Source organism: Paenibacillus sp. FSL W8-0919, assembly GCF_038003785.1.
GTDB lineage: Bacteria > Bacillota > Bacilli > Paenibacillales > Paenibacillaceae > Paenibacillus_AQ > Paenibacillus_AQ lactis.
Window position 1 is genome coordinate 4,278,115 of the sequence record NZ_JBBOPV010000001.1, and the last position, 12,264, is coordinate 4,290,378.

Consider the following 12,264-nt stretch of genomic DNA (forward strand, 5'->3'; position numbering starts at 1 on the left):
ACTATGGGACATCCGACGATTTATCCTACGGGTGCGACGGTATATTTGCCTGAAAAGGCCTGGAGCGGCTATACGATATTTCAGGCAGCTGATGTCGGCGCGCTCCTGATTGACATGAATGGCAGAGAGGTACACCTATGGAAAGGGCTGCGTGGTTTTCCCAACAAGCTGTTTCCAGGAGGATTTGTACTAGGCAGCACTTCCGAGCGGGATCCGAAATATGGCTTCCAGGATGAGAGCAATCTCGTTCAGGTCGATTGGGAAGGCAATATCGTATGGAAATTTGACCGCTATGAATTTATCGAAGATCCGGGTCATTCTCCGCAGTGGATGGCTCGCCAGCATCATGATTATCAGCGGGAAGGCAACCCGGTAGGCTACTATGCGCCGGGGCAGGAACCCAAGACCGACTCGGGCACAACGATCATCCTTGCGCACAAAAATGTCACCCGTTCCGAGATCGCGAGCATCGAGCTGCTTGATGACACGATTATTGAAGTCGATTGGGAAGGGCGAATCTTATGGGAGTGGTCCGTGAGCGATCATTTCTCCGAGCTTGGGTTTGACGAAGATGCGAAGCAGTCTCTGTATCGGGACCCGAACACCCGCGGCTTCGGCGTCCATGCAGGTGACTGGATGCATATCAATTCGGTGTCGGTATTAGGGCCCAACAAGCATTATGATGCGGGAGACCAGCGTTTCCATCCGGATAACATCATCTGGGATGCCAGAGAAAGCAATATCATTGCCATCATCTCCAAACGTACAGGCGAAATCGTCTGGAAGCTGGGCCCGAATTATGATCAGGAGGAAGTGAAGCATATTGGCTGGATCATTGGTCAGCACCATGCTCATCTGATCCCCAAGGGGCTTCCGGGCGAAGGAAACATTCTCATTTTCGACAACGGGGGCTGGGGCGGATATGGAAGTCCTAATCCGGAGTCGCCTGACGGTCTGAAGGTTGCTCGCCGGGATCACTCCCGCGTTCTGGAGATCAATCCCGTTACCTTGGAGATCGAATGGCAGTACACACCGACGGAAGCCGGCTTTCAGGCACCGCTGGACTCCTACCGTTTCTACAGTCCGTACATCAGCTCGGCGCAGCGCCTCCCTAACGGCAACACGCTGATTACGGAAGGCGCGGACGGGCGGATCTTCGAAGTGACACGGGAGCATGAGCTGGTATGGGAGTACATATCGCCGTATAAAAACAACCGGAACTCCAACATGGTCTACCGGGCGTATCGTGTGCCGTACGATTGGGTTCCGCAGCTTGAGAAGCCCATCGAAACGGAGATCCCCAAGATCGATGTCGCCGATTACCGCCTTCCGGGAGCAGCACCGCGGGGGGCCATTACGACCGTTGAAGTTGAAGGGACGATCTCTTACGGAGAGGGAGCCCTCTGCGTGGCCAGAACGGATGAAACGGCCAGAAAGGACCGGGATCGCCATGAACAGAACTAGCCGAAATGGTGGAAAACGAAGTGTCTTGCTCCTTCTGTGCTTATTGAGCATCTCGGGTCTGCTTGGCGGCTGCAGCGGCGTATCAGGTGAGGAGCAGCAGGAAAGCCGGCTAAAACTTAAAATTGCGGATATTTCCACAAATACGACATTCCGCGTTGCGAAATCCAAGGGGATCTTCGAAAAGTACGGAATCGAAGTGGAGCTGGTAAATTTCGCAACGCCTGCCGAAGGCGTGAACTCCCTGTTCATCAAACAGGTGGATGTTGCATTCGGCGCCGACTTTCCGCTTCTGAACGCTGCCGGTAAGGGCGATTACACCATCTTTGCTTCATCCGGTACGGCAACGGATCTCAGCGCAAGCGAATGGAAGCTGTACGTTCGCAAGGAAATCGAAAGCGCAGCCGATCTGAAAGGCAAGAAGCTGAGCTTCTCAAGAGGGACCTTTATTCCTTATTTATGGGATGTGTACTTGGCCGAGAACGGTATTGCTATTTCCGATGTGGAGCTCGTCGGCCAGGGAGGCTTCGATGAGGCTTACGTCGCGTTGAAAAAAGGGGAGATTGACGCAGCATGGGTATACGGTGCTGTTCTGAATGAAAAATTCAGCGCCCTTTCAGAGGCGCGCGAGCTGACCGATATGTCGCAGACGCCGGTGCGGATCGGCACGGGGCTGATCGCGCCGACCGAGCTTCTGAAGAAGAACCGTGAAGGGTTTGTACAGTTCCTCAAGGCGCTTGATGAAGCTTCGGAATACGCGCAGAAACATCCGGAGGAAACGGCGGAAATCATGTACGCGGAAGTAAAGCAGCCGAAGGACGCGACTCTAAAGGATCTTCCGGTCAATCCATGGAGCATCGGATTCTCGGATAAGGCTTACGAGGGGCTGGAAGGACAGAAGGAGTATATGGTGTCCAGCGGCATTATCGAGAGAGACTTTGACCTGAAGGAGAAATTGGATTTGGATATCGTGAGGGAGGCATTTCCCGAACGCGTTATCGATATCAAGAAAGGGGATGGCGATCAATGAGCGCTGCGCCGCAAACGAACGGGATATATATTGAGCAGCTGAACAAAAGCTTCTCGCAGCCGGGAGCAGGGGAACTGCATTACATCATTCAGGATGTTAATTTGACGGTGAAAGGCGGAGAGTTCTTCATACTGCTCGGGCCGAGCGGCTGCGGCAAATCAACGCTGCTCGGGCTCATCGCGGGCTTCGTATCCAAGACGTCAGGCCAGGTGATGGTCGGGGAACGAGAAGTTGAGAGCCCCGGTCAGGACCGCGCTGTCGTATTTCAGCAGGCTGATTCTTCCTTGTTTCCGTGGCTGAACGTCCGGGAGAACGTCGAATTCGGCCTGCGGATGAAACGGATGCCTGCCACGATGCGAAGGGAAATCTCGGATCGGTATATCTCTTTGGTTGGGCTGGCCGGGCACGAGCAAAAATTCCCGAGGGAGCTGTCCGGCGGCATGAAGCAGCGCGTTCAACTGGCCAGAGTGCTCTCGAACGATCCTGCAATTCTGCTTATGGACGAACCGTTCGGGGCGCTTGATGCCATGACGAGACGCACGATGCAAAGGGAATTAGTCAATATCTGGAGAAAAACGAATAAAACCGTTATTTTTGTTACCCATGATATCCAGGAGGCGCTGCTCCTAGGAGAACGGATCGGCATTATGTCCGCAGGACCATCATCCAGGATCACGGATATTTACGACGTCCCTTTGCCTTATCCGCGCGATTTGTCCGAGCCGGAGTTCCACCGGCTTCATAATCGAATCCAAGAGCATTTTGATGACTAGCGATGCGAAGAAAGGAGTTTGGAGAACGATGAGCAATAACATGATCAAAGGCATTCGCCAACTCATCTTCTGGTTTGTCATACTGGCAGCGTGGCAGCTCCTGGCATGGGTCTACGGACCGGAGATTCTGCCGGGGCCAATCGATACGGCAAAAGGCGGGTATGAGCTGCTTCAAGACGGAACGCTGTTAAGCTACATCGGCATCAGCTCCTACAGGGTTCTGCTCGGTTGGACGCTAGGCAGCCTGATCGCGATTCCCGCAGGGCTCATTATCGGCAAGGTGAATGCCGTGCGAGCCATTGCAGAGCCTTTCCTGAATTTCATCCGCTTTATTCCGCCGATTGCCTTCATTACGTTATTTCTGGTCTGGTTCGGGATCGGGGAGACGTCAAAGGTCGCACTTATCTTGTACGCCACTTTTTTTATCGTGGTGCTGAACACGCTGACTGGCGTGTTGTCCGTGGAAGAGGACAAAATCCGTTCCGCCCGGAGCATGGGCGCATCCGAATGGCAAACGGTGCTCCATGTCATCATTCCCGCAACGGTTCCGTATATGTTCACGGGGGTAAGGCTTGCCATGGGGACCTCGTTCATGGCGATTATCGGAGCTGAAATGATTGCATCCAACGAAGGCGTCGGGTATTTGATCTGGAATTCCAGGCTGTTCTTCCGTACGGACTGGATATTCGTAGGTCTCATCTGCCTCGGCTTAATGGGCTTTCTGACGGATCGCGCTGTGGCGCTGCTCGGCAGGAAGCTGTTATCCCGATACGGGGTGGTCAGCACCCAGGCGCTTCGACGTTAAGATTAAACACATCCCCGTTAAACGCATCCTATTAACAGGATGCGTTTAATTTGTCTGATTCTCAGCATTATTCTCTATAATGAATCACCATACTGAACTGGTTAGTCGTTTCGCCGGAGTTGTGATAAACATGAGGTTTATCGGCTTTAAAGCGAATCGAATCCCCGCGACGCACCGTGTATTCCTCGGTACTGATCCGAATCGTCAGTTCTCCTTCGAACACCGTAATAAATTCCTCCGTTCCGTCGATGTGAGCCTCCGCGCTTAAATATCCCCCTTGCTCCATCTGAAGCGAGTAGATTTCAAATCTGCGTCCGTCCTCAAACGGAAACAACGGATAGATACGGACCTTTCCATTATCCTCAACCAATGCTTGGACCTCATCGGCAGGTACGACAACGGTATCCGTTGCCGGTTCATGGATCAGGGAGGTGAATGAGATTTTCAGCCCATTGGCGATTTTCCAAACGGTAGCAATCGAGGGGCTGGATTCGCCGCGTTCAATTTGGCCGAGCATCGTCTTGCTGATTCCGGTCAAATCAGCCACTTTGTCCAGGCTAAGCTTGCGTTCTTCCCTGAGCCGCTTCAAGTTTTGAGCGAGAATGCTGTTGATATGCTTCATGTTCGAGTGCCTCCTGCTGAACAAATTTTAGATTGTGCGTTATAACGCACGTAATGTATAATTAAACGTACATACGTTATAGTGCACACATCGTAAATTATATCATACAACAAGAGGGGAGGAGGCGGCCATGCTCATACCTTTGCTTATGTTTGCTCTCGTTTCATCCTTTACGCCGGGACCGAACAATATTATCTCGATGACCCAGGCCCAAAAATACGGGTACCGGGCCGTTCTAAAGTTTATCGGCGGGGTTGCAGCGGGATGCTTCGTCATCATGCTGTTGTCCGGTTACTTCAATTTTGCGTTAAATCAATGGATTCCGAGGGTCAAGATCGCTTTGGATTTGTTGGGGAGCTTGTATTTGCTGTATTTAGCCGTCAAAATCATGAGAAGCAAGCCGCAGCAAAACGAAGACCTTGCCAGAGGCATGAATTCCTTCTGGTTCGGATTCTTCTTTCAATTCATCAATCCCAAGGTGATTCTATACGGTTTTACGGCCATTTCGTCCTTCGTAATCCCTGTGGCGGATTCACGCATTCAATTGATCATGTTTTCATTACTGCTGACGGCCGTTGGGATTAGCGCTAACTTAACTTGGGCATTAGGCGGCAGGCTCCTCCAAAGTATCCTTTACCGCCATGAGCGAGCATTCAATATTGCGATGGGGTTGCTGCTCATATACAGTGCGGTATCCATTTTCGCGAACTAGCCCAAGGGAGAGGCCAAATATCGTATAATGAAAGCGACGTCAGAACGAATGGGAGGGAGACCATGCGATCGTTCAACCCGCTGCAAGCTCCGATGATCGAGACTTCTCATCCGGACGCTTCCTACAGCTATCGCGAATTTCTGCCAAGTCCTGGACTGAGTCCTTATGTGGCCGCGTATTGGACACTGGATGTGCGGCCATCGGCTCGCCCGCCGCAGCATCGCATTTTGCCCGACGGATGCGTCGACATTATATTTGACCTCCATTCCCACTCCGCCTCCGAATGCGCCTTCGTGGCAGGGGTTATGACTGTACCGGACGCGTTCTCCATAACGGAGGATCACTGCCTGTTCGGCGTCCGCTTCTATTCGGAGACGGTTCGTTTATTCACTCGCTTTCCCGTCTCGGAATTCCGGAATACGCAAGTGTTCTTGCATGAGATTTGGGGTAGGGACGCCGTCGAGTTCAGCGAGAGCATCATGACAGCTGCCGAGACGAGCCAGCGGATCGAACGAATGGAATCTTATTTATGGAACAGGTTAGATCGGGCAGACTTCTCCCTTGACGAGCCGATTTTGCTGCATGGGCTCCGATATGTATACGAAGAGAAGGGGATGCTGAGCGTCAAATCCCTCTCGGAGAAGCTCCATTACAGCGAACGAACGGTACGTCGGGCTTTTCAAAAAGAGCTGGGCATCAGTCCCAAAGAAATGACGGACATCATCCGGTTTCAATATTTGCTGCGGGAGCTGCTTCATGCCCGATCCTTCCGGTTTCCGGATATCGCCGCTAAATACGGCTATTATGACCAGTCGCACTTTATCCACAGCTTCAAACGATTCTACGGCGCTTCGCCTCAGCAGGTGTTCCATGCCCCGTGCAGCCAGGGTTAGTGTACAAGATGTCCGTTTTTTACAATCCTTTACGGGTTATCGGAAGCGAAAATAAATAGTGACAGGAAGTTAAACCTGAAGGCGAAAGCCACATGTTTAGGAGGAATGTATCATGAAACCGCGTATATCTGTACTAACGCTTGGCGTTGATGACCTGGAGCGATCGCTGAAATTTTACCGCGACGGACTCGGCTTGCCGACTGAGGGGATTGTCGGAACCGAGTTTGAGCATGGAGCGGTTGCCTTTTTCGATCTGCAGGCTGGCGTGAAGCTGGCGATTTGGAGTCGCAAGGACTTGGCCGTGGAAGCGAATGTCCCGCATCATGCAGCAAGCTCGACGGAAATGACGATCGGCCATAATGTCGGGAGCAAGAAAGAAGTCGATGAGGTCATGGAGCAAGCCGTAAAGGCAGGGGCAACCGTAACTGTCCCCGCTCAAGATACGTTCTGGGGAGGGTACTCGGGTCATTTCCTTGACCCGGACGGGCATCTGTGGGAAATATGCTGGAATCCGGCTTGGGAGCTGGAAGATTAAACGCAGTGGAATGATTGAGAACAGCGTACTGTAATAGGAGATAAACAGGGATAATGTAGGTAATGAAGAATAAGGTAAGCGATCAAGGATAACATAAGTGCAATCGCAGGCCAAGGCCTGCGATTTTTATATTTCAAGGCCAGGTGCTGGGAACGTCTGCAGGAGATCCTTTACTTCTTGAACGATTACGGCTTGATAGAACGTCCCTTCGTTGTACAGCTGGCCGATCCGTCGGTATGTCTCGTCAAGGCGAGTCTGGTATTCATGCGCTTCTTTGTCCGGGTTCTCACGCTTGAACTGGTCCATGACCGCTTGAATATAAGCGGGACGGGCGCCCTTCGACCAAGGATCCGTCCATTGTCGTATCCATGAATTGCCGAAATGTTATGCCTTGGCCGATTTTGTCTTTTAGATGGATGAATGAGCTCATGTTCTTCTTCCTCCCGACGCGAACGTTGTTGTTGCGGCTGGTCCTACCGATGCTCACGGTCACGACCCGATCATGCAAGGGAGAGACCGATGAAGGCGGACTCGGATCTAGCCGGCAAGCAAGTTCTATAATAAAATAAATCTGACTACTATAAAATGGTCAGTTTTTAATAAATCGTGCAGGTCACCTGTTCATGACATTAAAGAGGCCGGAGATATTATAAATTACATATCACGCGACATTTCAAACACCAGATTGGGGGCAGCGTTCTTATGTTCGATATTCTTCTACCGGAGCAAAGCGAGCAGCCTCTATACCAGCAACTGTATTTCCTCATACGCGACAGCATTCGAAGCGGGGATATAGCAAACGGACAGCGGCTGCCTTCGGTAAGGTCGCTTCAAAATCAGTTGAATATTAGCAAAACCCCGATTGAAACGGCCTACCAGATGCTGACGGCGGAGGGCTATGTCATCAGCAAGCCCCGTTCCGGCCTGTATGCCGTTAACCCGTACCAACGCGAAGTGGCGCGACCTATAAGCGGGGAGGCTGCTAAACCTGCTCCGGCTGCACCGGCGCAAGGAACGGAATACAGCTTGCCTCCGGTTCAAGTTGATTTTAATCCGACAGCACTAGACCCGGGTGCTTTTCCAGTACGGATCTGGAATAAAATGCTCAAGGAATCGCTGGACCAACATCTGCATGAAATCGGTCATTACGGTGATCCGCAAGGCGAATACGGTCTTCGTATGGTGGTTTCCGATTATTTGCGGAATTCAAGGGGCGTGCAATCTACGCCGGAGCAAGTCGTCATCGGAGCGGGCACGGCATACAGCATGGGGATTCTCTCCAAATTGCTTAAGGGCATCCAAGCGGTGGCATTCGAAGAGCCCGGCTACAGCCTTGTCCGTGATCAATTCCATTTGAACGGCTTTCAGGTCATACCGATCCCGGTCGGGGACTCCGGCATATCGATCGCTGCGTTAAAGCGGAGGCAGGTACAGCTGGTGTATGTCACGCCCTCCCATCAATTTCCTACAGGGAGCATTATGCCATACCCCGAGCGGGAACGCCTGCTGCGATGGGCAGAGGACAACCATGCATATATCATCGAGGATGATTATGATGGCGAATTTCGTTACCATGGAAAGCCGATTCCTTCCCTCCAAGGTCTGGACCGGAGCGGGAGAGTGATTTACGCAGGAACTTTCTCCAAGGTGCTGACGCCGACACTTCGGATGAACTATCTGGTTCTTCCGCCGGATTTGATGAATCGGTTGAAGAAGATGCCGCATGCGTTGTTTTTTGCTCCGTCCCGGGTTGAGCAGTGGGCGATGGAGTCTTTTTTCAAGGAGGGGCATTGGTACCGTCATATCCGCAGAACGAGAAGCTTGTATCGGAAGCGGCATCGACACCTCATTGACATCCTTCGTACTTACCTTGGCAACCATGTGGAGATCTCCGGCCAGTATTCGGGATTGCATATCCAGCTGACGGTTAAGAAGCATGTCACGTCAGAGGAGTTGATTCGCCTTGCGGCGGAACAGGGAGTAAGGGTTTATGATCTGGGAAAGATGTGGATCGGGCAAGCGCAGGATGCCGGACAGTACCCGAGACTATATATGGGATTTGCAGGGTTGAGGGAGGAAGAGATGGAGTACGGAATTCAGCTGCTGCGTAAAGCCTGGTCGCTTGATTAATGAACCTCCGCGTAACCTCCGTGACCTAACCTCCGTGATCAAGAAAATGACGTAAAATCAGGCTTTGAGGCGCGATGGCAACTGTCTCTTTAAATCTGACTTTTCTGACCATTTCCTTCAGGTCAGAAGCGATATAGCATATATGATAGATGGCTGATCACAGAGGAGTGGAGATATTGATTACGGATGCGGAAGTCAAATCATATTTAACCCGATTGGGAATTTACGATAGAAACGCCCCAACACAAGCGTTTTTGTTCGAGCTTCATCAAGCACATGTAGAGCGGATTTCTTGGCAAACCGTCGATATTTTTGCGGGTAAACCGACCGCTATGGACGTGCGGAGTTCCATTCAGCTGATGCTGAGCCGGCGTAGCGGGTATTGCTTTCATCTGAACGGCGCGTTCGGCACGCTGCTTCAGGCTTTGGGTTATAAGGTACGGTGGCATCTGGCGGGAGTACAGCCGATCGGGCAAGAGCCGCGAATTAACGGATTTCATCTAGGGATTACCGTGAGCTTAGCCAATGACGACGGACAAGAAGAGCCGTGGATCGTTGATGTCGGATTAGGTGATATGCCTTATGAACCGATACCGTTAAGATATGGGACATATCGTCAAGGACCGTTCTCTTACAGTCTCATGGAGTCCGGTGTGGCACAAGGAGGCTGGCGTCTGACGCATGACCCTGCCAATTCCTACGTTGGGGTTGATTATGCTCCTGATGTGGTTGACACTTTGGATGTTTTCACAGCTAACCATGAATTCTACAGCCGATCCCCCGAGTCGCCTTGGCGCGACCTGTTCATTGTAAGGCAGCGGAATGCGAACATAATCCATGAGCTCAAAGGCCGGATATTGAAGTCATGGGATGAAGCGGGCATGCATTCCTTAGAAATCGTAAGCAAGGCTCAGTGGAGAGAAGTGCTGGCCGATCTATTCCATGAGGAGCTCGTCCATTATTCGGAGCTGGAGCGTGAAGGGATATGGGACAAAATTACCAGACTCCATGAACGTTGGCTAAGGGAGATGGAGGAGCAGAAATATCGTACAGGAAGCATATGAGCCTTCTACATCGCTGGGCTCGCCCCCAGATGAAATGATTATAATCGTTCTCGAACTTGCGGCCTTTCCGCTGCTGATGTTATGATGATTCCCACCATACGAAGTTCATGGCAAAACTTCGGTAACCATTGCAAGGGAGCGAATCAACATGGCAACGATCGAAGATTTTTTGAAGCTGGATATCCGTGTTGGAACCGTCGTGGACGCCGAGCCTTTCCCGGAAGCCCGCGTTCCGGCGATTAAAATGAAAATTGATTTCGGTCCTCTTGGAATCAAGCGGACTAGCGCGCAAATTACGCGCCGATACGACGCCGGGGAGCTGATCGGCACCCAGGTAACGGCGATTGTGAATTTTCCGCCGAGACGCATTGCAGGCTTTGAATCCGAGGTGCTGGTCTTGGGCGGAGTTCCGGAGAAGGGAGATGTTGTCCTGTTGCGGCCGGAATACAAGCTGCCCGACGGCACCCCAATTGCATGACGATATCGAAGAAAAGGCCCGGGGCTTAGCTGCTCGGAGCCTTTTTTAAATGGTTGAACCGAGTTGTTTCCATAGCTGCCGAATGCCACCCGATATGTTATGCAAGCGTTCTCGATCATCTTCTCCGCGAGATGGGAAACGCTTATTTTGAAACAATTATCAACGAGACGGCCAATAACAGCAGGATGGCGAATTGCCGCCAGGGGCGTTGTTTTATTCGTTCGGTTATCATAAGATGGTAACTGGGAAGGTTTTCTAAATGAACCCATAGGGTTAGGAGGGGGATCCATGAACGCAGGCTTCTATCACCATGACGACGAGGTGTCATCCGGCTGGACCTTTGCACAGTATGCGGTGCTTGTTTTTCTCCGTTTTCTGACGCGACGCAAAGTTGCTCGGATCAACGAGGAATGCGATCGGCTGAGAGAAAAGATCCTGGAGCAGAAGAGGCTCCATGTTAATGATCGGATCTTGCATCATGAATGAACCCCTGGATCTCAAAGACGTGACGATCAGCAGCGACCCTTCCTTGCTGGATACAGCAGCCATCTTAAGATTTCTGCATGACAGCTATTGGGCCAATAAGCGGTCCCGATCTAAAATCCTGGATTCATTGAAGGGCTCGGTTTTATTATAACGAGCGGCAAATCGGCTTTGCCCGTGTGGTCACCGACGGGGCGACCGTGTATTGGTTATGCGACGTCTACGTGGATCCGGCTTACCGGGCTCAAGGCGTAGGCAAAAAGCTAATCGCAACGATTACCGGACATCCGGATTACCGAAATTTATTCGGCATTTTGGCAACAAGGGATGCGCACGGTCTGTACGAGCAGTTCGGCTTCGTGCGGGATCATGGCAAGACGCTGACAAGAACTCCGGATTTTTTGAGAAAATAAGGGCCTTATTCAGGAGGTAAACCATGATTCTATGGATTAACGGAGCTTTCGGCTCCGGGAAGACGCAAGCTGCACACGAGCTTCATCGCAGATTGCCGAATTCGTATGTGTACGATCCGGAAAATGCCGGCTATTTCATTCGGTCAAACCTGCCGCCGGATGCCAAGCGGGATGATTTCCAGCATTACCCGATGTGGCGTGAGTTTAATTACGCCATGTTCAAGCACATGGACCAGGAGTCTAACCGCATCATCATTGCGCCAATGACGGTAACCAATCCGGAATATTTCGATGAAATCGTAGGAAGGCTCCGCCGGGACGGTGTGGATGTTCGGCATTTTACCTTGTGTGCTTCAAGGGAGGTCCTCCTTAAGCGCCTTCGTAGCCGTTATGAAGGAGCGAATTCATGGGCAGCCCAGCAGATTGACCGATGCATCAGCGGATTATCGCAGGAAGTATTCCGGCAGCATATCGATACGGATCGGCTATCCATCGATGAGGTGGTTTCGGTGATTGCCGAACATGCCGGCATTCAGCTGCTACCCGATCGTCGAAGCCGTACGAGAAAACAGCTGGACCGCATGAAAACGAAGCTTTCCCATGTTCGGTTTTTAGGATAACTTAAGCGAAAGATACAAGTATAAAACCAGAAACTAGCGAAGAACCTGACCAGGGGCTTCGTTTTTTTGTTTTATACAGTATTTTCATCATCAAAGGAAAATAAGTTAACCGCTTCTAAATAATTTGCATCCGTTTAAAAAATCGAAAAACAAGGATAACCACAAGGAATTTTGACGTTGATTTTGTTGTGGTTTGCGTAAGAACGGCAAAATCGTATTGACAAATGCCTAATGATGGATTATTT

Annotated in this window: 16 protein-coding genes; 13 read left to right on the top strand and 3 right to left on the bottom strand. The window is 51.2% G+C overall.

Annotated features, from left to right (window positions below):
* The first annotated feature begins 3 nt into the window (after positions 1-3).
* The 4 genes from NST44_RS19395 to NST44_RS19410 are packed head-to-tail and all read left to right on the top strand — an operon-like array spanning position 4 to position 4,069.
* Positions 4-1,464, top strand: coding sequence for an aryl-sulfate sulfotransferase (locus tag NST44_RS19395; protein WP_007128287.1), 1,461 nt, complete (start codon positions 4-6; stop codon positions 1,462-1,464).
* On the top strand, positions 1,451-2,491 hold the full coding sequence (locus NST44_RS19400; protein ID WP_007128286.1) for an ABC transporter substrate-binding protein: 1,041 nt from the start codon (positions 1,451-1,453) through the stop codon (positions 2,489-2,491). Before NST44_RS19395 ends, NST44_RS19400 begins: the two co-directional genes overlap by 14 nt.
* The gene (locus tag NST44_RS19405) at positions 2,488-3,264 is read left to right on the top strand and encodes an ABC transporter ATP-binding protein (protein ID WP_007128285.1); all 777 of its coding nucleotides are present in this window, start codon (positions 2,488-2,490) and stop codon (positions 3,262-3,264) included. The genes NST44_RS19400 and NST44_RS19405 overlap by 4 nt, the downstream gene beginning before the upstream one ends.
* A gap of 28 nt (positions 3,265-3,292) precedes the next feature.
* On the top strand, positions 3,293-4,069 hold the full coding sequence (locus NST44_RS19410; protein WP_007128284.1) for an ABC transporter permease: 777 nt from the start codon (positions 3,293-3,295) through the stop codon (positions 4,067-4,069).
* Between the two features lie 67 nt (positions 4,070-4,136).
* Here the strand turns inward: NST44_RS19410 and NST44_RS19415 are convergent, their stop codons facing one another.
* Positions 4,137-4,691, bottom strand: coding sequence for a helix-turn-helix domain-containing protein (locus tag NST44_RS19415; protein ID WP_007128283.1), 555 nt, complete (start codon positions 4,689-4,691; stop codon positions 4,137-4,139).
* A gap of 130 nt (positions 4,692-4,821) precedes the next feature.
* On the opposite strand from NST44_RS19415, the gene NST44_RS19420 reads away from it, so the two are divergent.
* The 3 genes from NST44_RS19420 to NST44_RS19430 all read left to right on the top strand — a co-directional run bounded on the left by NST44_RS19420 (position 4,822) and on the right by NST44_RS19430 (position 6,831).
* Entirely contained in the window at positions 4,822-5,403 is a 582-nt protein-coding gene (locus NST44_RS19420) for a LysE family transporter (RefSeq protein ID WP_340900433.1), read from the top strand.
* A 62-nt stretch (positions 5,404-5,465) separates the two neighbouring features.
* The gene (locus tag NST44_RS19425) at positions 5,466-6,296 is read left to right on the top strand and encodes a helix-turn-helix transcriptional regulator (protein WP_340900434.1); all 831 of its coding nucleotides are present in this window, start codon (positions 5,466-5,468) and stop codon (positions 6,294-6,296) included.
* A 112-nt stretch (positions 6,297-6,408) separates the two neighbouring features.
* Positions 6,409-6,831 (top strand): VOC family protein, encoded by a 423-nt coding sequence (locus NST44_RS19430; protein ID WP_340900435.1) that lies wholly within the window; start codon positions 6,409-6,411, stop codon positions 6,829-6,831.
* A 126-nt stretch (positions 6,832-6,957) separates the two neighbouring features.
* On the opposite strand, the gene NST44_RS19435 is transcribed toward NST44_RS19430, so the two are convergent.
* On the bottom strand, positions 6,958-7,137 hold the full coding sequence (locus NST44_RS19435; protein WP_340900436.1) for a hypothetical protein: 180 nt from the start codon (positions 7,135-7,137) through the stop codon (positions 6,958-6,960).
* Positions 7,118-7,261, bottom strand: coding sequence for a hypothetical protein (locus NST44_RS19440; protein ID WP_340900438.1), 144 nt, complete (start codon positions 7,259-7,261; stop codon positions 7,118-7,120). The genes NST44_RS19435 and NST44_RS19440 overlap by 20 nt, the downstream gene beginning before the upstream one ends.
* 272 nt (positions 7,262-7,533) lie before the next feature.
* Here NST44_RS19440 and pdxR point away from each other — a divergent pair, with 272 nt between their 5' ends.
* The 6 genes from pdxR (at position 7,534) to NST44_RS19470 (ending at position 12,019) form a co-directional block, all read left to right on the top strand.
* Positions 7,534-8,961 (top strand): MocR-like pyridoxine biosynthesis transcription factor PdxR, encoded by a 1,428-nt coding sequence (pdxR, locus tag NST44_RS19445; RefSeq protein WP_340900439.1) that lies wholly within the window; start codon positions 7,534-7,536, stop codon positions 8,959-8,961.
* 176 nt (positions 8,962-9,137) lie between these two features.
* Positions 9,138-10,025 (top strand): arylamine N-acetyltransferase family protein, encoded by an 888-nt coding sequence (locus tag NST44_RS19450; RefSeq protein ID WP_340900440.1) that lies wholly within the window; start codon positions 9,138-9,140, stop codon positions 10,023-10,025.
* 148 nt (positions 10,026-10,173) lie between these two features.
* Entirely contained in the window at positions 10,174-10,503 is a 330-nt protein-coding gene (gene csaA / locus NST44_RS19455; protein ID WP_007128277.1) for a chaperone CsaA, read from the top strand.
* A gap of 288 nt (positions 10,504-10,791) precedes the next feature.
* A complete protein-coding gene (locus NST44_RS19460) occupies positions 10,792-10,989 on the top strand; it encodes a hypothetical protein (RefSeq protein WP_007128276.1) in 198 nt (65 codons plus the stop codon).
* 197 nt (positions 10,990-11,186) lie between these two features.
* Positions 11,187-11,399, top strand: coding sequence for a GNAT family N-acetyltransferase (locus NST44_RS19465; protein WP_312889613.1), 213 nt, complete (start codon positions 11,187-11,189; stop codon positions 11,397-11,399).
* Between the two features lie 23 nt (positions 11,400-11,422).
* Positions 11,423-12,019 (top strand): AAA family ATPase, encoded by a 597-nt coding sequence (locus tag NST44_RS19470; protein ID WP_007128273.1) that lies wholly within the window; start codon positions 11,423-11,425, stop codon positions 12,017-12,019.
* Positions 12,020-12,264 lie beyond the last annotated feature (245 nt).